The sequence below is a fragment of the Niveispirillum lacus genome (genome assembly GCF_002251795.1).
Taxonomy (GTDB): domain Bacteria; phylum Pseudomonadota; class Alphaproteobacteria; order Azospirillales; family Azospirillaceae; genus Niveispirillum; species Niveispirillum lacus.
Genome location: NZ_NOXU01000015.1, coordinates 36,282 through 56,281, shown reverse-complemented (window position 1 = coordinate 56,281; position 20,000 = coordinate 36,282). Strand labels below are relative to the sequence as shown.

Below are 20,000 nucleotides of genomic sequence, written 5' to 3'. Positions count from 1 at the left end.
ATGAAAACAGGGTGGACCGGGCCGGGGAAGGGGATCATGCAGGGGTGGACCGATGGGTATGTGACAGAGATCGGGTATACCTACAGCTTTCATCCGGAGTTGCAGCCATGGCCCATGGCCGAGGTTCTAGGCAAACGGTCGCCGATCAGTCCGGGGGAGCCGTTTGATTATTGTGAACTGGGCTTTGGCCAGGGCTTCAGCTTGGCGCTGCTGGCTGCGGCCAATCCACAGGCGCGGTTCTGGGGCAATGACATCAACACTGCCCATGTTGAGCATGCGCGATGGTTGGCCGATGGTGCGGGCCTATCAAACCTGTCGGTCAGTTCGCTGGGTTTTGCCGATTATGCCGCAGCCGACCTTCCTGCCTTTGATATTGTCGCCCTGCATGGTGTCTGGTCCTGGGTAGGGCAGCAACAGCGTGCGGAGATCGTAACCTTCCTGGACCGGCACCTGAAGCCCGGCGGGCTGGTCTATCTGGGCTATAATGTTTTGCCAGGTTGGGCGCAGTATCTGCCCTTACGGGAACTGATGCTGGCCGGAGCCAAACGGGGGCAGGGGGGATTGTCTGCGCGGATCGCCGGCGCCCTGGCACTGGCCGACAGGCTGCGTGCCCATGATGCCGGCTACTTCCGGGTCAATCCCACGGTGACCACAAGGCTGGAAGCGTTGATGGAGCGCCCCGTGGATTACCTGGCCCACGAATATTTCAATGAGAGCTGGCATCCCGCTTACTTCACGGATGTGGCACAGGCGCTGGCCTCTGCTGGTCTGCGACTGGTGGCACAGGGCCGGGCGGCTGATCGGTGGGAGGAGGCGGCGCTCAGCGAGATCATCCTTACCGTTGGGGGGCAAACGGCCGCCGATGATCCGAACTTTGCCGAACTTTTGCGCGACTACCTGACCAACCGGCCCTTCCGTCGGGACCTGTTCATCCGCGACGGTAGCGGTGACCGCGCGGTACCGGAACGTCGCTGGGCCGCTGTGGGGCATCCGCGCGATCTCCCTCGCCGGGCAACCGTGGCAACCCGTCCTATCGACGTGCCGTTCGACACGGCCCATGCGGCGTTGACGGTGTTGCTGTCGGGCCCCCGGACGGAAGCAGACCTGCTTTCCGGGCTTGATGGAGAGGGGCAGGCGGCATTGGCGACCCTGCGGGCGTTGGAGCTGATTGCACCTTGTTTGCCGGACGACGGGCTGAGTGCGCGGCAGGAGAGCTGTTCCCGGCTGAATGACCTGCTTCTGGCCGATGCTGCGACCGCCGACCGGATGCCAGCACTGGCCAGCCCGGTCACCGGTGGTGGCATTGCGGTGGATCGGGTGGGCAAGCTGTTCCTCGCCGCCCTGTCCAGCGGAACGGACCCCGTGCTTCATGCCTTTCATAGGCTGGAGAAGGTGGGCCAGCGGGTGCTACGCGATGGCAAACCCATCACGACAGCCGATCGGCATAAGGCGGAACTGGGTGAACGCTGGGAAGTGTTTGCCAAGCGTCGCCTGCCGATCCTGCAGATGTTGGGTGCGGCGCGGTAATACTACGGTATGAGGTGGCCAGAAAATCGGCCTAATCCTAAGGATCTGTGTGGATATTTGTGCGGTTGCAGTGCACCATCATTTCTGCGCCCAGCCGCCTAGGCCCCTGCGATGGAGAGACGCCCATGCCGCGCAAAACCGCCAAGTCCGACGCCCTGTCCGTATCTGACACTGAACCCGTGGTGACCGCCCCACCAGCGAAGAAGTCAAAGGCCCCTGCCAAGCCCCGTGTGAAGAAGTCAGCGCCTCCCGCTGTCTTGTCTAGCGCCGCTGTTGTGGAGCCGACGACGGACCAAGTTGCTGAAGAGGCCTATCTGCTGTGGCTTTCCGAGGGGCAGCCCGCAGGCCGCGATCTAGAACATTGGCTGCTGGCCGAGCAGATTGTGCGCAGCCGCCTGTCACTGCTGTCTGCGGCGGTCCATTCGGCTTGATCCGTATGGTCGCAGCCTCCTATACCCCCGCCTCTTCCGGCGGGGGTTCGCTTTTTCAGACCCGGCCATCCTTGCCGTTTCCAGCATTTTCCAGGGGGCAGATTCTGCCCAGGGTCGATCCTGCCCCCCTGAAGACACCTGTAAATCCATAAAAATCAATGACATCGTGAGTTGGCCCGCCTGTTGCATTTGATGGTGCGGGCCGGTCATGGGGATCGGTCCTGACGTTTTCGTCAGAACAAGGGACCCGTCCGATGACCAGCCTCTTCGGCGTTCTCAATCACTCCAGCAACGGTCTGCGCCTGATCCAGGGGCAGTTGGGGTTGGTTGCTGAGAATGTGGCCCGTGCGGAAGATCCCAACCGTTCCCGGCACTCGCTGGAACAGACCGTCGACAATCAGGGTAACTCTACCATCGCGCAGTACAAGCGCCAGGTGGATGTTGCCCTTCGCGTACAGCTTGAACAGACCATTTCGGAAGAGTCGAGCGCCACCACCTTGTCCTCCTATATGCAGCGGGCGACTGACCTGCTGGGGACGACCGGCGGTACGCCGCCGCTCAGCGATGCGGTGGACAAGTTCCAGACGGCCTGGAAGGAACTGGCAGCAACGCCGGAAAGCACCGTGGCCAAGGGTCAGGTTGTGGTCTATGGCGAGGATCTGTCCCGCGAACTGCGCCGCTTGAATGATGGCATTGGCGCTATCGAGAAGCAGCTTGATGCTGACATTAGCAACGCAGTGCAGGAACTGAACCGGTCTCTCGCCGATATTGACAACTTGAATGCCGACATCATGTCGACGCGGGCTGCCGGTGATCCGACCATGAATTTGGAAGATCGCCGCGATGAGTTGGTCCGTAAGGTCGCCAGCATGATGAGTGTGCGCACGATCGAGCGGGCAGACGGCAAACTGTCGATCTTCACCACTTCGGGCATGTCGCTGCTGGACGCCGCCCCTGTCACGTTCAGCTATGATAAGGGCCAGTTGCGTTCATCCGCTTCTGACCGCGACCTGACCAGCATGGTGCGTGACGGCAAGTTGGGTGCGCTGCTCGAACTGCGCGCCGACGGGTCCACCTTGGACCCGCCGCAGACGGCAGCGGCATTGCCTGGCGCTGAGATCCTGCGCAAGCTGCGTTCCCAGGTACAAGCGGTTGCCGAGGCATTCCTCGGTACCACCAAGCCGGGTGAGCCAACCAGTTTCGCCGACGCTTATAACAGCGCCAGTCCGGTAGCAGAGGGCGAGTTGCCCAACCGCTTCTTCATCGGCACCGGTGCCGGCAATATCGAACTGAACCCCGGTCTTCTGTCGGGCGATCTGGTGGTGAAGACCAGTGCTGCTCAAGGCGTCTCTGCTGCCATGGAAGCCACGGGTCGCTCGCTGAACGCCGATGGCCTGCGGGCGTCCGGGGTTTCCTATGCCTCCATGGTCAGCACGATCATTGGCCAATGGAGCACCAATTCAAAGGTGGCCAGTGAACAGGCGACGATTGCCACCGATTTCAAGGACGAACTGGACACCCGCTACAAGAACAATGTCGGCGTCAACATGGATGAAGAAATCGCCATGTTGCAGGTGCTTCAGCGCAACTACTCCGCCGCCGCCCGCGTGATGCAGACGGTCAACAACATGTTGGATGCCATTGAGGGGATCGTCAGATGACCCGCATTAGTGCCTATGGCAGCTACATCAACACCATCCGTACACTTACCGGTGGCCAGAGCACCATCGACGACCTGTCGGCGCAGCTCAATACCGGCAAGAAATCCACGGACGTCTCCTTTTACGGCACGCAGTCGCAGCGACTGCTGGACCTCAAGTCGGAGCTGGTGCGGCGGCAGAGCTACTCGCAGACCATCGACCAGACGATGACGCGAGTGAAATCGTACGACAAGCTGATGGAACGGATGGCCGACATGGCCACCGAACTGGCCAGCACGACCCGCCTGCCGCAGGGCCCTGGTGCGCCCCGCGTCAGCACGGTTGTCAATCAGTCCAGCGGCGCCATGAAAGTGGCTGTCGATCTCACCAATAGCAGCTTCAAGGCCGAAGCCACCTACACCGTTACCTCGACCCCCAGCCGCAATGGGCCTGTCGGCAGCTTCGATGTCACCGTCACCGATGGTTTGGGTGGCCGGGCCACCAATACGATCAACCTGAAACAGATACCGCCGCAGGTGGATTCCGACCGTTTCATCATCAGCGGTGGACCGGGCGATGGCGCAGTCATCAAACTGAATGTCGAAAGCCTGGAAGGTTCCGGCATCTCCAGTTTTGATGTCACCTGGCCTGAGCTTGCCTCCACTCGTGAGGTGGTGCGCGGCATGACGGTGGAACTGGAATCCCTGCTGAATGAGCGGGTTGGCGACCGCTACCTGTTCGCGGGTTCCCGTTACAACACCAAACCCGTGGACGATATCGTCGCGGCCAAACAGATCACCCGGTCGACGTTGATCGGGGAACGCGGCAATGTCGGCGACACCTATGAAATGGTGTTAAACGGCAAGCGCTTTACCTACACGACCACAGGCAACGAAGGCTCGTTGGAAGAGGCGCTGACCAACAGCAGCGGCACCGGCCTTGTCGATCAGATGAGGGCGTTCAGTGATCCGCCGTTCAATGTCACCCTTTCGGTGTCCAATGGCATGGTGACGGCCATCGGCAATGACGTGAAGGAACGGTTCACGCTGACCAGCAGTGTCTACGAGAGTGGCACACATGCCAATACGGTGCTGCCGGCCGTTGCCGCCATTGATGCCGATAATGCGCCTTTCACCGTGCAGGAAGCGAGCGACAGCCAGCCTCAGATCGACAATGTCAAACTGCACAGCGCCCAGGCTGATATCGGCGATGTGTTCAATATGTCGGTTGGCGCCCGCACCATCGTTCAGAATGAAAATGCGCCGCCGCAAATCATCATTACACCGCCGACTAAGTATAGCTATGTGGTCGGGCCGAAGGATTTTGACGAGCTTAAAGAGTATAACGCCACACAGCCGGCAAATGCCCAATTGTCGATGTCAGGCTGGGTGGCGCAGAAGCTGACGGGCCAGATCAACGCGGACAGCACGTCAACCGTGACGGCCAGCATCGATCCTGCCGATGAAACCAACATTATCTTGACGGCCAAGAACAATAACAGCCAGTTCCAGACCACGGCGGATATCAACAATTCCGGCAATCGGACAAAGCTGATCACCCGGGAAATCCCGCCGCTGGCCGAACAGGATACGTTTGAAGGCATTGTCGATCCGCCGGGCCTGCCGTTCTACGATACCCAGTATCAGACGAGCCGGCAGGTTTCCGCAGCCTACGACACCGCGCAGTTGCAGGTCGATGACAACCTCACCGTGCGCTATGGGGTCAGCAGCAATGATCCGGCGATCCAGAAGCTGGTCAGTGGCCTGCGCCGGCTGACCGCCGCGATCTCGCGCCCTGGCGATTATTCCAAGCTGATGGAGGAAGGGCGCAATCTGCTGACCGATGCGCAGAACCAGCTGCGCGGGGTCCATGCCCGCGTCGTCAATGCCGCCGCCACCATGGATAACGCCCAAAGCCGCCACCAGGACGGTGTTGCCAAGGCGCAGAACGAACTGGCCGGTATCGAAGGTATCGACCAGAACGAGGTCGCCGTGCGCCTGCAGGCCGCCCTGTCAACCCAACAGGCCAGCTACACCATCACTGGCAGGTTGCAGTCCCTTTCTCTGATCAACTTTCTTGCCTGAAGCACAACCAGCCCATCAAAGGAGAACCGACATGAACGCCTTTTCCCCCCACGGTTTTGACGCGACCCCCGCCCCGTCCAGTGCGCCCAGCACGGATGAAGCCATCCGCACGCGGCTCTTTGACCAGTTCAACGCCTTCTGGGTGAATGCAGCGCGCGAGGGTGTTCCCTATGACATGATTGGCACCATGTCTGTGACGGCAGCCATTTATGGTCTGCTGGCCAAGCATGGGGTGGGCACCACGGCGGAGTTCCTGGAAGGGATGGCCAATGATGTGCGCACGGGGGTGTTCGCCGTGCCGCCACGCCCCAACTGACTGTTAACATCAATTCGCCCGCGTTCGCGCAAGGGGCCGAACCACGTGCCAGGTGGTTCGGCCCCTTTCCTGTTTGTCCCGGCAAAAAGGCACCGCAGGCCCCGGCAAATTCCGCCCAGTGCGCTGTGACCAAGGCCCAGAGGGCAGGGAATGCCGGGGGGCTCTTATTTAAAAAGTACAATGAAAACAAATATTTGATGGATATTCCCTCAGTTGGCATCGAACTTGCTCAATAGGCTGCGACACGCCATCATCCCAACGGGAGCCCTTCCATGAGCATCTTCGGATCCTTGACCACCGGTATCTCCGGCCTTCAGGCCCAGGCCGCCGCACTGGGTCATATCTCGGACAATATCGCCAACGCCCGCACCACCGGTTACAAGCGCGTCGATACCGCCTTCACCAACCTGGTGCTGCAATCCAATTCCCGGGTTCACAATCCCGGCGGCGTGGTCGCCCGTCCCAGCTATGCCAACAGCGTGGCCGGCAATATCGAAACGGTGGACCGTACAACGAACCTCGCGATCCGCGGACAGGGCTTCTTTAATGTCAGCCGTCTCACGGAAGTGAATGGCGTCTCGATCCCGACCGGTGAGCGCTATTATACCCGCGACGGTTCGTTTGAACTGAATGATGAACGCATTCTCGTCAACCGCTCTGGCTTCGCCCTGAACGGCTATATCTACAGTGAAGCGACGAACTCATTCTCCACTTCGGCGACGCCAATCCAGGTCACGGCTGATATCGACAGCCCCGTCTCTACCAAGACGATCGAGCTGCGCGCCAACCTGCCGACCAACCCAACGCCGGGTCAGCCGATCCAGCCGACCACCATTCCGATCTATGACGCTGCCGGTACCCGCCGTGATATCACGCTGGGCTGGCGCCCTGGTCAGACCGACGGCGCCTGGCGCTTGTCCATTGATACGCCGGGCGCGCTGGGCAGTCTGCCGCTGTCCGGCAATCTGGATGGTTTCCCGGTGTCGGCCCAGTCCACCTCGCTGACCCAGGGCGTGGCCCCGCGCAAGCAGATCGAAGAAGTGCAGTTCACCTCGCCCAACGGCGATGGCGCCTTCAAGATTGGCGATACGTACCGTGTCAATGTCAACGGCGTCGAATTCGCTGAAACCGTGTCCACCAACAATGCCTCGCAGTTATCCAACCTGAGCGGGGTTGCCCAGTCGCTGGCCGACAAGATCAACGGTGCCGTGCCGCCCGTGGGTGTGACGGCGACCGTGTCCAACGGCCGCCTGCGTATTGCTTCGACCACGGCGGGCGACGATTTCACGCTGACGACCAGCGTCGCCAACGCCACGCCCACCGTCAACACCGCTAACGCGCCGGTGACGACAGCAGCCACAGCCAGTCAGCAGCAGCAGTCGGTGATTACATTTGCTGGCAGCTCCGTTGATATCGGCGACACGTTTACGCTGAATGTCGACAATAACACCACCCAGACCTATACGGTGAAGGTCACGGCAGCCAATATCGGACAGCTAAAAGATCTGAATGGTGTGGTTACGGCGCTTGCTGCGCAGATTAACGCCAACTCCTCCACTGAGAAAGTGATCGCATCGGTTACCGGCAACACCCTGACCCTGCGCGGGACGACAGTTGGGGACAGCTTCAGTGTCGGTGAACAGTCGGGCACGACGACGACGGTGGCATCCTCCTCGGCGTCCCAGGTGACAGAACTGGCCTATCCTAATCGGGATATCACCAGCGACGAAAACGACATGTCGGTGACGATCAACGGCACGATCATCACCTACTCGCCGGTCGCCGGCAACGACATGAACACTGAACTGACCGCGTTCGCGGCAGATATCAACGCACAGTCGCTGGGTGTCACGGCCACTGTGACCAACAGCAAGCTGATCCTGACGGCCGATGCCACCAATACGGCCTTCACCGTCAGCGCCCGTGACCGTTTCATGCAGGCCAATGTCAGCAATGCCCCGCCGGCGGACAACACCACCTTTGTCAGTGCGGTTCAGGGAAATATTACCGGTTCGCGCCAGACCCAGCGCATTTCGATCACCGGTGTCCCAGGTGATGTCGGCGCTACCTATTCGGTGACGTTGCGCAGTCCGACCACGACACAGGTTGATCCGATTGCTCTGGAAGGCACGACCACGACCCAGCCATCGGCCACGGCGGCACAGGTGACCGAAGTGTCCTATCCCAACACCGCTCCCAAGGTCGGTGATGTCTACAGCGTTACCATCAACGGTACGGCCTATAATTACGGTCCGCTGACCCAGGCCGACCTGGACGGTCTACCGACGCAGCCGCCGACGCAGTCCGATGCCCTGACCAACCTGTTCCTCCCGGCGATCACCAGCGCCGACGTCACGGCGACGGTCAGCGGTACCAAGCTGGTGCTGACTGCTGGTGCGGTCGACACCCCGTTCCGGGTGACCGGCACGGATGACCGCGCCACCGACCCCTCGTCCTCCTTCTTCGATTTTTCGTCCACCACCGCTGCTCCCGTGGTTGGCAACCGCTATGCAGTGACCATGAACGGCACCACCTATGCGGTGCAGATCACTGAACAGAATATCGGTGATTTCCCCACGGCAGCGAGCGTTCTGGATAACATCATTACCCGGATTGGCAATGATTTCGGAGCCCCGTTCACGGCGTCCGCCGTCAAGGATGATGGTGTAACCACAGGTATCCTGCTGACGGCCAAGGATGCCAGTATCACTCTGAATGGGACACAGGAGGTCGCGCCGAACTTCAACCGGACCATCACCTACACCACGACCGGCAACGAAGTGTCGCTGGACGAAATCGCCGCCAACCTGGCCCTGAAGGTCAATCAGGAAAGCGGTATTCCGGTGCAGGCCACTTCGGTTGGCGGTGTCATCACCATGACCAGTAACCAGGATGGTATCGCTTTCCTGGGTGAGCCCAGCTCCAACATCGGGACGACGCCGCCGCACATCACCCTGAATTTCGGCGGTAGCCTGCCCAATGGCGAAGAGGCCAAAGCTGGTACCCTGTCCAGCCTGTCCTCGGCCAATATCGGCACCGGCAACGCCACGGTGAGCGCTGTCACCGAAAGCGGTCAGCCGGCGCAGGTCACCTTTACGGTGGATTATGGCAACGGGCCGCAGCGTATCACGCTGGATCTGGGTACGTTCGGTGAGGCCACTGGTCTGACGCAGTATGAAGGCAGTTCGATCAACGTCACTTCCCTGCTTCAGGACGGCAGCGCCCAGGGCACGTTCCGTGACGTTGAAATCCGCGAAAATGGTGATGTGGTCGCCAATTATGATAATGGCCGCAAGCGGGTGATCGCCCAGGTTCCCCTGGTGCTGTTTAACAACGCCAACGCCCTGTCCCGTGAAACGGGCGGTACCTTCACTGAAACGGCGGATAGTGGTCGTGCCCGATTCACCTCTACCGGTGTCAATGGCGCCGGTGTGATCGCCGCCAGTTCCATCGAAGGATCGAACGTTGATATCGCGCAGGAGTTCACCAAACTGATCGTGGCACAGCGTTCCTATACGGCAAATACCCGCGTGATCACGACCACCGACGAAATGTTGACGGAGACGATCAACCTGAAGCGGTAAATTGACGGGTGGCAGCGGCCCCTTACCCCTAGCTGCATGGCGTGTCGATCCCGGCCTCCCTCCTGTGGGGCCGGGATTTCGCATTTTCGGGTTTGGTGTCATCGAATGGGGCGGTATCATGGTCGCATCAGCTTCCATCCTGATGCGAGACCATGGTCGCCTTGTCCGGCATTTCGTCCGCTTTGTTCACACCGCCGGGTGGCGGTGGCAGGGCCGCACGTGCCGGAGGGGGAGGGGAAGGGGCATCTGCGCCGCCGGGCACCCCGGCGACGGAAAGGAACCTGAGCAGCGAACAGCAGGCACAGCTTCGGGAACTGAAGCAGATTGATGCGCAGGTTCGGGCGCACGAGCAGGCGCATAAGACGGCCGGTGGCCCTTATGCGGGCAGTATTCAGCTTGAATATACCACCGGCCCCGATGGCCGGAAATATGCCACCGCAGGTGAAGTCCCGATTGATGTTTCGCCCGTGCGCGGCAATCCGGAGGCCACGATCACCAAGATGGAGGTGGTCAAGCGGGCCGCCTTGGCACCGCAGGACCCTTCCCCACAAGACCGCGCCGTTGCGGCCCAGGCCGACGCCACAAAGGCCCAGGCCCAGACGGAACTGCGCCAGTCGAGAAATGCCGATACCGGAGAACAGGAAGAAGGGACAAGCGGCAGCAGCCTATCGGCCGCCCGGCAGGCCGCCGAAAATTACAGGCGCGCTGCCGCTGTCACGCAGCCCGCCTTTTCATTTGCCATCTCTGCCTGAAATCAAAACGTCAGCCGAACAGCGCGTTGTTCAGTTTTGCTGTACCGGAAAGGCCGGTATCAAAGTTCTGGGCGGCCGTCAGCATATTCTGCAGCTCCAGAGCGGCTGCCGATTGCTGCGGCATACCATCACCGGCTTTCGGTTGCTGTGCTACCGTATCGTAATCCTTGCGGTAGACACCCATGGACAATTGCAGCGCATAGTTTTTAGAGGTTACAGCCTTGCCCTTGCTGTCCCTTGTCGGTGTATTGCCATCATTGGTGACACGGACATAATATTCGCCGGCCCCAAGCTTCAATTCACCCTTCTGCAGCTTGGCATAATTGTCGCTGGTGGAACCCTGGCCTTCCTTGCTATCGGCGACGACAGCGCCAAAACGGGTCACAAGTTGCAAGCGCAGGCCGGGATCACCCAGCACACCGAGTTGGGCTTCCCCACTGGTCTGCACCCGGAACTTGAACACGTCACCTTTATCGTCCGACTTGATATTGCTGTAAACATTCAGCCGCGTACTGTCCTTCACCAGCGTACCGATATCGGTCGCAGCACCATTGGTGGAGTAGGGCGACTTGCGCACCTGTTTCTCGAATGTCTGCACCTGAATTTTGGACTGCGCTTCGGCCTTTTTGTTGGCCTTGGCGGTGCTGGCCGCAAATTCAGCCAACTGCCTTTCGATCTCTGACAGCTTCTTGGTGGTGCCGGAGATGGCGGCGCTAGCAGCAGCAGCACCAGTCGCGGTCGTGGTGTTCGTGGCATTGACAGAGGCACCAGTCAGCGTACTGCTGCTGGGTGTCAAAACCGAACTCGTTCCGCTAACGGAAGAGACCATGTCGCGTCTCCTTCTAACTGGCGTCTGGAACCCAGAACGTTGCTGATACGCCCCCTCCAAGACCGTAAACTAGCAGCCGCTTTGATAAAATGCAATCTAATCCGACCGTTTTCTCAAGGAATCGCCCTGAGAAGGCGGTCGGATTACCCCTACGGTCACGATTCTTGAGAATCGACGCTGACTCAGATGGAAATGCTGAGTTTGCCGGATGGGCTGGGTGGTGGGGCCTGCGGCGGCTTGGGCACCGGTGCTGCCATCGTCGGCTGCGCCGCGGGCGATGCAGCCGCACCAGGGGCAGGCCGTTGCGACAAGCCGGTTGCCACCGCGCGATTAATATCGATCAACCGATCCAGCTTATTGACATCCAGATCAATCAACCGGTCAAAGGTCTGACGGTCGACGATGATCGACAGAGCTAAGACATTGTCGCGGATATCCTTGGGTAACGGACATTCCGGATCAACCATTGATGTCTGGAAAATTGTCCAGAGTCGTTGGTTCAGCGACAGCGCCTGCCGCAGAAGATCCACATTATCCGGCGTCTGCCGGGCGTGGATCAGCCGGCGAGCCGCTTCTGTGAGGCCCCAGGCCTCCACGTCGCGGGGATCATCGGAGGTGGGACGATTGCTGTAACCCGTCGCAGGCTTCATAACGGTCGCCGTGCCCTTTGAACGGTAAAACCATGGGTGGGATTATTTCACATCGGGGTACGCCCGACAAGGATAATGCCCTAGGATGCGGCGCAGGGCGGAAACCCGATGTTGGTGCATAGGGATAGGATGGGGGTAGGGATGGGTTCGGGCCGGGCGGTTCTGACGGCGGAGCAGGCGGTGCGGCTGCACCAAGCCGGTGATGTGGCTGGTGCGGCCGCTGCCTATCGTGCCTTGCTGCTGACCGATCCGCGAAACGCTCAACTGCTTAATTTGCTTGGGGTTGCCTGTCTGCAGCAAGGTGACCCGGCCGAAGCCGTCCGACTGCTGACCGACGCCGTGCGTCGGCAACCGTCTGCCCCTGACTTTCATGACAATCTGGGCAGTGCCTTGCGTGCCCAGGGTAACCCGGCGCCGGCGGTAGAGGCGCACCGCAAGGCATTGCGGCTACGTCCGGATCATGCGCCCTATCTGTTCAACCTTGGCAACGCCCTGGCGGCCATGGGTGCCCATCGTCAGGCTGCTGATGCCTATGTCAAGTCACTGGCTGTCAGGCCAGGGCATGCCGGTGCCATGTTCAACTTAGCCAATAGCCGGCGTGCCCTCGGCGATCTGGATGAAGCGGCGGCCAGCTATCGCGCCCTGCTGGCGCAGCAGCCGGACCACGCCCAGGCCTGGAACAATCTGGGAGCGGTTTTGGCCACGCGGGGAGAACTGGCGGGAGCAGAGGACGCCTATCGCCATGCGCTCGCGGCCCGGCCCGGACATGCGGAGACTTTGTCAAACCTGGGGAATGTCCTGGTGGAACGCGGTCGCCTGGGCGAGGGACTGCAATACCACCTTGCTGCGGTCGCTGCTGCGCCTGATCGCGCCGATGCTCATATCTTCCTCGGGGTGGCCCTTCAGGAAATGGACAAACTGGAGGCTGCGATTGCTGCCTATCAGCAGGGGTTGCGGCTTGATCCAGACAATATTCAGGGGCTGACCAATTTGGGTGCGGCCCTGGAACTATCCGGCCAGTTGGCAGAGGCTGACACGGTGTTGTCTCATGCCCTTACCTTGGCCCCGACCTCCGCGGAGGTCTGGGGTAATCTGGGACTGTGCAGGTTGGCGCAGGGGGACCGGCGCCGGGCGCGTCAGGCCTTTGATCGCGCCCTGGATATCAATCCGGAGTTGGCGCGATCTCGGGTTTGCCGTGCTTTGTTGCGACTGGGTGATGGTGATCTGGCGGAGGGTTGGAAAGACTATGCTTGGCGTTTTGCGGCTGGTGATGCGCTGCCCGACCGCCAGTTCGCCATACCCCAATGGCAAGGCACGCCCTTACCGCGGGGGCGGCTGCTGATCTGGCGGGAGCAGGGACTGGGCGACGAACTGATGTTCGCCAGTCTTTACAACGAGATGATTGAAATGGCGGGCGGGCCTCCGGGTGCCGTGGTCATTGAATGCGACCCGCGTTTACTGGGCCTGTTTACGCGCAGTTTTCCAAAGGCAACGGTGCGTATACAACGGCTGCCGCCGGGCAACAGTGATGCGGCGGAGTGTCCCGACATGGATGCACATATCCCGGCCGGAGGTGCCGTACCACTTCTTCGCTCCACGCTTGCCCAGTATCCCGGTGTCGCTTATCTGGTCCCTGACAAAGGTGCCAGTGCCCGCGCGCGGGCTTGGCTGGATGGATTGCCATGGGGCCTGAAGGTTGGTGTCTGCTGGCGGTCACGGATGATCACTACGCGTCGCCAGTCCAGCTATGCCACGGCGCCGGACTGGGCGCCGATTGCTGCCCATCCGGGTATCCAGGTGATCAATCTTCAGTATGGCGCACAGCCGGAAGAGATTGCAGCGTTGGAGGCGGCAGCCGGCCGTCCGGTTCACGTGATGCCGGGACTTGATCTGAAAGACGATCTGGAAGGGCTTGCCGGTCTGATCGCGGAACTGGACCTGGTGATTACGGCGCCGACGGCTGTCGGTGAGTTTGCCGGCGCGATCGGTACCCCTGTCTGGCGCATCACTGGGGCGACGGACTGGTCAACCTTGGGTACGGCGGTCCGCCCGTGGTTCGCCTCAATGCGTGTGTTTTCCCATTCCGCAGGTGTTCTTTCCGGGATTGCCGAAGTGGCGGGCCTTCTCGACAGAAAATTACCATTGCATGGCTGACATTTTATCCTAGACCAGTTTTCTTATGTCCAACGTGATGCTATCGTATGCCTGATGGCTGAAATCAAGAGTATGGGGGCTCTGGATTTCAGCGTGCGGTGTGTTTCCAGACCATCGATTGGCTTCGGCGGGCAACGAACATGTCACTGGCGGGTGAAAGTCGGTTAACCGACGCACACGATGGCATTCATGCCTTCCCCTTGGGCTCACGTCCGGGGTTGGTACGTGCTGACCGCCGCATGGTCACAGCCTTTTTCTGCGACATCATCAACTCAAGCTACATGGTGATTCCGCAGGATCCCGAAGACGCCTACGACCAGCTATCGGGTCTGATTGATATCATGCGCCGTCATGTTGCGGCCTTTGGTGGCACCATCTGTCAGACACTGGGCGATGGTGTCTATGCGGTTTTCGGGGCCCCTGTGGCATTGGAAAACCACGCGGTTCGCGCCTGTTTCGCCGCAGACGGCATCTTGCGCGAGGTGGCGCGCAGTGGCCGGGCCGTGCGGATCGGCATGGCGTCCGGCGAAGTGCTCTGGGACCATGATAGCGGTGCCCAGACCGGCAACCCCGCGACCGGCGCCACGATCCATATCGCGGCCAAACTACAGCAGATGGCCGCCCCGAACCGTGCGGTCATGACCGATGCCACAGCCCGTCTGGCAGCGGACTGGGTGGAAACGGAGGAATCGTCTTTAGTTGTGCTGGCGGGGGAGGAACCGCTTCAGACCCACCAGCTAACATCGGTGCGGTCCAGACGGCGACAGGACGAAGAGGTGTTGCCGATGGTGGGCCGCGAAAACATCCGGTCCTACCTGCTATCGACGCTTGAGGGTATGGCAACAGGAAATGGTGGTTTCTCTGCCCACCTTGTCCAGGCGGCACCTGGCCTCGGCAAGACCAGGCTGGTGCGATCGCTGGCAGCCTCTGCGCGCAAGACGGGCATTCGGGTTCTGGAGTTGCAGGTACCCCCGGTGGAACCAGTGGGGGCAGTCGGCCCGCTGCACCAATTGGTTGCGGCGTTACTGGACGGACCGCTGCCCCGCACACCGGAAGGTTTGTCGGCAATGCTGCGCGCGGCCGGGGCACAGCCGGAACAGGCTGATGCCTTGGCGCGGATTCTGCTGCCGACATTGACCGATAATCAGGATCGCGGAACATCGGCCATCTTGTCGCTTGCCGCCTCTGCGATGGCCATGCTTGTCCGGTCCGTGGCGGAGCGGCGGACACTGCTCCTCCTGGTCGAAGATATGCATTGGGCGGATACTGCGGTCCAGGCGACTGCGTTGTCCCTGCTGGATCTGCCGGAGAGCACCCGCCTTCTGCTGGTGCTGACCAGCCGGGAAGAGGGGCTGAATGCCACCATTGCGACCCATCGCCGGTTAGGACAGCACACGCTTGGTCCCCTTAGCATCTCCGACACAACCAGCCTGCTGGACCATTGGCTGGGCCGTTATCCGGGGCTGGATAAAATCAAGCTGGACCTGTCGCGGCGTGCGCGCGGCAATCCGTTTTTTCTGGTCGAATGTATCCGTGTCCTGATGATGAACGGGACGTTGCAGGGTGATGTCGGCAACATGCGACCGGGCGAAATGCCAGCCTATCCGCTGCCGGACTCGGTTCAGGCCCTGTTATCGGTACGTATCGATATGTTGGGGGAGGCGGCCAGGCGGGTTCTGCGCTTTGCAGCAGTGGCCGGTCCGACCTTTGATGTCGCGCTCCTGTCCCGTCTGATCGGGGCAGAGGATGCCGGGCGGTATCTTCCCGAGCTTGCGCGCCTGGGCCTGATTGACGAAACCCGGTTATTGCCGCGGCAGGAATATTCCTTCCATCATGCTTTGCTGCATGAAGCGGTTTACGCCTGTATCACACGTCGGGATCGTCGGCAGATCCATGGGCGCCTGGCCGAACTTCTGGATCAGGAGGCGTTCACGGAACTGTCAGGGCGGCTGGCGGCGCAGGCACGCCATGCGGCCGCAGGCGCGCTTTGGACCATGGCTGTCCGCGCAGGGGTTGCTGCTGGGCGAGAGGCGTTGAACCGGTCGCTGGCGGCAGAAGCGGTTTCGCTACTCTCCATCGCTGTCGAGGCGAATGAGAACCTGCCCGTCAACCAGGACAGTCTTGAAGCAGGCATTGATCTGCGTATTGCACTGGCCAAGGCGGCAATGCCGGCCGGCATGGGTGATAGGGCAATGACCGAACTTGACCGGGCCGTGTCCTTGGCGCGGCAGGCGGGCGATCAGTCCCGGGCAATGGTCGGTCTGGTGCAGCAGATCAATTATGAATGGGTCTATGGCAGTCTGGCGCAGGCGCTGCTGCTGGCGGGTTCCGCCATCAGCTATTCCGGCGGTGAAATGTCGGCCCACCCCGAACTGTTGATCATTGCAGCCTCATGCCATATCGAAAATGACGATCCCGAGAATGCGCTGCGCCTGCTTGAGATTGCCGCCGGTGTCAGTGGAAGGGACCAGCATGTCGCCGGTCGCTATACGATGCTGAATGTCGACATGATGATCAGTATCAAGAAGGCGCGTTGTCGAGCGTTGCTGGGGCAATTGCATGAGGCTGAGCCGCTGATCCAACATGCCCTTCGGCTGGCGGATGGCGACCGGTTCCCCTTCAATCGTGTATTTGTGCGGGCGGATATTGCGGAAATCCGGCTGCGGCAGCGCCGTTTTGGCGATGTATTGGCCTATAGTTCGGAAAGCCTGTCATTGTCCCGGTCAACGGGAGCGCCGTTATTCGATGCCGTCAATCTGGCCCGGCGGGGTCTGGCATTGTCTTACATGGGACGCGGGATCGCTGGCCTTGCCGATATCGACCAGGGTTTGGGCATCGCCATTGCGCGGGGGGCGGCCCTTCATATCGCCAAGGCCAGACAATGCCGGGCGGTTGCCTTTGCCCTGACCGGACAACTTCAGCAGGCCCAACAGGAAAGGGCCTCTGCGGCTGTGCTGGCGGATGAGCGGGGTTTCAGACTGTTGGGCCGGCAACTGCCCAGCCTTGCGGAACTGACCGACATCGCCGCCCAGGCACGCTCGAACCTTAACCTGCTGTCAATCCGATAAAAGCGACACGGCCCCGAACAAAACTGTCCGGGGCCGTGTGGTCACGCTGCGTTTCCTGTCAGATCCTCATATCTGCGGGCAGGTCGGGCGCATCCCTCAGCAGTAAGGTCGACACGCCGCGGGACACAGCCCGGTAATAGGCGACCAGGAATGCCCGGATTGTGGCCGTCAGCGATGCATTCTGATGCTGGCGGCGCGATACAATGGTGATGACCTGGTGGATGCTCAGCGCTTCACGTTCAGCGATCTCATGCAGCGCCTGCCACATCACCGCTTCCAGCCGTACGCTTGTCCGGTGTCCATCGACCCAGACATTGTGGCTGATAAGCTGGCCGTCAACCTCCAGGTCGTGCGGCTCATATACGGTGATGTCATTCTTGGATTGCGGAGCGTTCATCGGCGACCTCGCCTTCCTTCGTCATTTCCTGGCCGGTCGCGAACACCCTGGGTCAGGCTGCGCTCGGTAAGCACACCATAGCGTTCCTTCTGCATACGCCGCTGTGAAGCACTTCACACACCAAAACGCCGTGTCAGCATTACCGTTAGTAGCGAAGAAAAGCCCACACTGCTGGGAAATCTTCGGAATACGGAAGTAACCATTCATCAGGAGGAGTAGACATGCTGACCCGTGGTGCAGATGGCCGCCTGTATCGAGTTGCCCCGAACGGCGCGGTTGTTGTCGCAGAAGAAGCCCAAAACCAGAGCGTGAGCCGCGTTCAAGCGCCGCGTTCGATGGATGTCGGCGCCAGCGCCGAAATCTTTGCCTCCAGCGCTGAAATCTTCTCCGCGAAGATGTAACGCCATGGGACGCCGGTCCGTGGCAACGCCCCGGACCGGCCCCAGACATCTTGAACCTTGATAAAGCGAACCGCGTGATAGGGGAACGGCAATGGATCAGGTCCGTTTGACCGAATGGGACAATCTTGAGATGCCGCAATGGCGCCGGTTGGTCTCTGCCGAGGAAACGCTGGCCCGGGTCAAGCCCCTGTTTCCCCTGTTTGGCATCACCCGTGTCGCCAATGTCACCGGCTTGGATACGATCGGCATTCCGGTTGTGATGGTCAACCGGCCGAATTCGCGTGCGCTGGCGGTTTCCCAGGGTAAGGGGGTGACCCTGGCCGCTGCCAAGGCATCGGCCGTGATGGAATCCATCGAAAGCTGGCACGCAGAGCGGTGTACGCACCTGTCCCTGCGTATCGGTTCCTATGAGGATCTGCGCTACGCGTTGCCGGTGGTCGATCCCGACCTTCTGCCGGCGACCATGGATAGTGTTTACAGCCCGCATCACCAGATGTTGTGGGCGGAGGGCACCAATCTGCGGGATGGGAACAGCCTGTGGATACCGTACGAGATGGTCCACACCAACTATACCTTGCCGCTACCCACCGGTCATGGCTGTTTCCAGGCCACCTCTAATGGGCTGGCCTCCGGCAATCACTGGGTAGAAGCCGTCATTCATGGACTTTCCGAGGTCATTGAACGGGATGCGCGTACCCTGTGGAACCTGCTGCCGGAAGAGGCGCGGGACGAAACGCGCATTGATCTGGAAACCATTGCCGATCCGACCTGCCGCGCCCTTCTGGCCCGGTTTGCCCGTGCTGGTGTGGCCGTTGGTGTCTGGGACATGACGTCCGATGTCGGCGTTCCGACATTCCTGGCCCGTATTGTCCAGGCTGATGCCGGACCCGGTACGACGGTGCGTCCGGCAACGGGCTACGGAAGCCACCTGGTGCCAGAGATCGCCTTGTCCCGTGCATTGACCGAGGCGGCGCAGAGCCGATTGACCTTCATCTCTGGCGCGCGCGATGACATGCGCCGGGACGAATATGACCATTTCCTGGCAGAGGAACAGCAGGCGCTGTGGCTTAACCATATCCGGCTGGGCGCGACGGTGCGCGACTTCAATCAGATCCGTGGGTGGCGCGGTCAGTCGTTGCGTGGCGACCTGGTCGAACTGCGCCAGCGTCTGGCACAGGTCGGGATCGAAGATGTTGTTGTGGTCGATCTGACCCGGGCGGAGATCGGCATTCCGGTGGTCCGGGTCGTTGTGCCCGGGTTGGAAGGGGTCGACCATACCACCAACTACGCGCTTGGGGCCCGTGCCCGACAGGTCGCGGGTTTGGTTTGACCGTGTCAGATATGGCTGAAAGGGACTGTCATGAACAACCCTGTCATTGTTTTCCTGGGGCCGACCCTGCCGGTTGCGACCGCGTCCCGCGTTCTTAATGCCGACTATCGCCCGCCGGTAGCCCAAGGTGATGTGCTGCGGGCGGTCATGGACCGCCCAGCCGCCATCGCCATCATCGACGGTTATTTCGAAAATGTGCCCGCCGTCTGGCACAAGGAAATCCTTTTCGCGATGTCCATGGGCATACCGGTCCTTGGTGCTGCCAGCATGGGAGCATTACGTGCGGCTGAATTGGCGACATTCGGGATGGAGGGTGTGGGCGCGATCTTTGATGCCTACGCCGATGGCCGGCTGGAAGATGATGATGAGGTGGCAGTCACCCATGGGCCGGCGGAACTGGGTTATCCATGCCTTTCCGAGGCCATGGTGAATATCCGCCGGACACTCTCCGACGCCTTTGCCGCCGGCATCCTGTCGATATCTTCCCGTCGTCGGCTTGAGGAGGTTGCCAAGGACCTCAGCTATCGTGAGCGCAACTATGGCCGCATCCTGCGCGAGGCAGGGGAGGAGGGCGAGGTCGACCCCGCCGAGATTGAGGCGTTCCGTGAGTGGCTGCCAGTCGGGCGGGCGGATCAGAAACGCGAGGATGCTGTTACCCTGCTGACCCGACTGCGTGATAAGATCACATCCGGGACCTTGGGCGTCCGGCCGCTCTACGCTTTCGAACATACGACCATGTGGGAGCAGGTGGCGCGTCCCGTTCTGCGAACGCCCGTTTGACTTGCATTCTGAAGCCACGGAATCAATCCTGAGGCGATGGTGCGGCTCAGCCCGGAC

General features: G+C 60.7%; 15 protein-coding genes. 12 read left to right on the top strand and 3 right to left on the bottom strand.

The genetic code is table 11. From position 1 onward, the window contains the following. Positions 1-36 precede the first annotated feature (36 nt). The 7 genes from CHU95_RS01495 to CHU95_RS01465 all read left to right on the top strand — a co-directional run bounded on the left by CHU95_RS01495 (position 37) and on the right by CHU95_RS01465 (position 10,334). On the top strand, positions 37-1,527 hold the full coding sequence (locus CHU95_RS01495; protein ID WP_165771942.1) for a class I SAM-dependent methyltransferase: 1,491 nt from the start codon (positions 37-39) through the stop codon (positions 1,525-1,527). Positions 1,528-1,652: 125 nt separating this feature from the next. Then, the gene (locus tag CHU95_RS01490) at positions 1,653-1,958 is read left to right on the top strand and encodes a DUF2934 domain-containing protein (RefSeq protein ID WP_094453022.1); all 306 of its coding nucleotides are present in this window, start codon (positions 1,653-1,655) and stop codon (positions 1,956-1,958) included. A 254-nt stretch (positions 1,959-2,212) separates the two neighbouring features. After that, positions 2,213-3,619 carry a flagellar hook-associated protein FlgK gene (gene flgK, locus CHU95_RS01485; protein ID WP_094453020.1) on the top strand — a complete coding sequence of 469 codons (1,407 nt, stop codon included), beginning with the start codon at positions 2,213-2,215 and terminating at the stop codon, positions 3,617-3,619. Then, positions 3,616-5,682, top strand: a complete 2,067-nt coding sequence (locus CHU95_RS01480) for a hypothetical protein (protein WP_094453018.1) — start codon at positions 3,616-3,618, stop codon at positions 5,680-5,682. The genes flgK and CHU95_RS01480 overlap by 4 nt, the downstream gene beginning before the upstream one ends. 31 nt (positions 5,683-5,713) lie before the next feature. Then, on the top strand, positions 5,714-5,998 hold the full coding sequence (locus tag CHU95_RS01475) for a hypothetical protein (protein WP_094453016.1): 285 nt from the start codon (positions 5,714-5,716) through the stop codon (positions 5,996-5,998). 272 nt (positions 5,999-6,270) lie between these two features. After that, on the top strand, positions 6,271-9,582 hold the full coding sequence (locus CHU95_RS01470) for a flagellar hook-basal body complex protein (RefSeq protein WP_094453014.1): 3,312 nt from the start codon (positions 6,271-6,273) through the stop codon (positions 9,580-9,582). A 152-nt stretch (positions 9,583-9,734) separates the two neighbouring features. Further along, positions 9,735-10,334: a putative metalloprotease CJM1_0395 family protein gene (locus CHU95_RS01465; RefSeq protein WP_094453012.1), complete on the top strand. Its 600-nt coding sequence runs from the start codon at positions 9,735-9,737 to the stop codon at positions 10,332-10,334. A gap of 10 nt (positions 10,335-10,344) precedes the next feature. Here the strand turns inward: CHU95_RS01465 and CHU95_RS01460 are convergent, their stop codons facing one another. Both CHU95_RS01460 and CHU95_RS01455 read right to left on the bottom strand, forming a co-directional pair. Beyond that, positions 10,345-11,163: a hypothetical protein gene (locus tag CHU95_RS01460; RefSeq protein WP_133065373.1), complete on the bottom strand. Its 819-nt coding sequence runs from the start codon at positions 11,161-11,163 to the stop codon at positions 10,345-10,347. A 182-nt stretch (positions 11,164-11,345) separates the two neighbouring features. Further along, positions 11,346-11,813: a flagellar biosynthesis regulator FlaF gene (locus CHU95_RS01455; RefSeq protein WP_094453008.1), complete on the bottom strand. Its 468-nt coding sequence runs from the start codon at positions 11,811-11,813 to the stop codon at positions 11,346-11,348. A gap of 141 nt (positions 11,814-11,954) precedes the next feature. Here CHU95_RS01455 and CHU95_RS01450 point away from each other — a divergent pair, with 141 nt between their 5' ends. Together CHU95_RS01450 and CHU95_RS01445 are read left to right on the top strand one after the other, a co-directional pair. Next, entirely contained in the window at positions 11,955-13,967 is a 2,013-nt protein-coding gene (locus CHU95_RS01450) for a tetratricopeptide repeat protein (RefSeq protein ID WP_165771941.1), read from the top strand. 239 nt (positions 13,968-14,206) lie between these two features. Further along, a complete protein-coding gene (locus CHU95_RS01445) occupies positions 14,207-17,035 on the top strand; it encodes an ATP-binding protein (RefSeq protein WP_165771940.1) in 2,829 nt (942 codons plus the stop codon). A 58-nt stretch (positions 17,036-17,093) separates the two neighbouring features. Here CHU95_RS01445 and CHU95_RS01440 read toward each other — a convergent pair whose 3' ends face one another. Next, positions 17,094-17,432, bottom strand: coding sequence for a ribbon-helix-helix domain-containing protein (locus tag CHU95_RS01440; protein WP_094453002.1), 339 nt, complete (start codon positions 17,430-17,432; stop codon positions 17,094-17,096). Positions 17,433-17,653: 221 nt separating this feature from the next. On the opposite strand from CHU95_RS01440, the gene CHU95_RS01435 reads away from it, so the two are divergent. The 3 genes from CHU95_RS01435 (at position 17,654) to CHU95_RS01425 (ending at position 19,943) form a co-directional block, all read left to right on the top strand. Continuing rightward, the gene (locus CHU95_RS01435; protein ID WP_094453000.1) at positions 17,654-17,833 is read left to right on the top strand and encodes a hypothetical protein; all 180 of its coding nucleotides are present in this window, start codon (positions 17,654-17,656) and stop codon (positions 17,831-17,833) included. 91 nt (positions 17,834-17,924) lie between these two features. Then, positions 17,925-19,163 carry a YcaO-like family protein gene (locus CHU95_RS01430; protein WP_094452998.1) on the top strand — a complete coding sequence of 413 codons (1,239 nt, stop codon included), beginning with the start codon at positions 17,925-17,927 and terminating at the stop codon, positions 19,161-19,163. Positions 19,164-19,193: 30 nt separating this feature from the next. Then, entirely contained in the window at positions 19,194-19,943 is a 750-nt protein-coding gene (locus CHU95_RS01425; RefSeq protein ID WP_094452996.1) for a TfuA-like protein, read from the top strand. Positions 19,944-20,000: the final 57 nt, after the last annotated feature.

What these genes read in the sequence shown, in the direction of transcription:
- CHU95_RS01495 (WP_165771942.1), top strand. Translation starts at nt 37, where the DNA reads ATGCAGGGGTGGACCGATGGGTATGTGACAGAGATCGGGTATACCTAC.
- CHU95_RS01490 (WP_094453022.1), top strand. Translation starts at nt 1,653, where the DNA reads ATGCCGCGCAAAACCGCCAAGTCCGACGCCCTGTCCGTATCTGACACT.
- flgK (WP_094453020.1), top strand. Translation starts at nt 2,213, where the DNA reads ATGACCAGCCTCTTCGGCGTTCTCAATCACTCCAGCAACGGTCTGCGC.
- CHU95_RS01480 (WP_094453018.1), top strand. Translation starts at nt 3,616, where the DNA reads ATGACCCGCATTAGTGCCTATGGCAGCTACATCAACACCATCCGTACA.
- CHU95_RS01475 (WP_094453016.1), top strand. Translation starts at nt 5,714, where the DNA reads ATGAACGCCTTTTCCCCCCACGGTTTTGACGCGACCCCCGCCCCGTCC.
- CHU95_RS01470 (WP_094453014.1), top strand. Translation starts at nt 6,271, where the DNA reads ATGAGCATCTTCGGATCCTTGACCACCGGTATCTCCGGCCTTCAGGCC.
- CHU95_RS01465 (WP_094453012.1), top strand. Translation starts at nt 9,735, where the DNA reads ATGGTCGCCTTGTCCGGCATTTCGTCCGCTTTGTTCACACCGCCGGGT.
- CHU95_RS01460 (WP_133065373.1), bottom strand. Translation starts at nt 11,163, where the DNA reads ATGGTCTCTTCCGTTAGCGGAACGAGTTCGGTTTTGACACCCAGCAGC.
- CHU95_RS01455 (WP_094453008.1), bottom strand. Translation starts at nt 11,813, where the DNA reads ATGAAGCCTGCGACGGGTTACAGCAATCGTCCCACCTCCGATGATCCC.
- CHU95_RS01450 (WP_165771941.1), top strand. Translation starts at nt 11,955, where the DNA reads ATGGGTTCGGGCCGGGCGGTTCTGACGGCGGAGCAGGCGGTGCGGCTG.
- CHU95_RS01445 (WP_165771940.1), top strand. Translation starts at nt 14,207, where the DNA reads ATGGTCACAGCCTTTTTCTGCGACATCATCAACTCAAGCTACATGGTG.
- CHU95_RS01440 (WP_094453002.1), bottom strand. Translation starts at nt 17,432, where the DNA reads ATGAACGCTCCGCAATCCAAGAATGACATCACCGTATATGAGCCGCAC.
- CHU95_RS01435 (WP_094453000.1), top strand. Translation starts at nt 17,654, where the DNA reads ATGCTGACCCGTGGTGCAGATGGCCGCCTGTATCGAGTTGCCCCGAAC.
- CHU95_RS01430 (WP_094452998.1), top strand. Translation starts at nt 17,925, where the DNA reads ATGGATCAGGTCCGTTTGACCGAATGGGACAATCTTGAGATGCCGCAA.
- CHU95_RS01425 (WP_094452996.1), top strand. Translation starts at nt 19,194, where the DNA reads ATGAACAACCCTGTCATTGTTTTCCTGGGGCCGACCCTGCCGGTTGCG.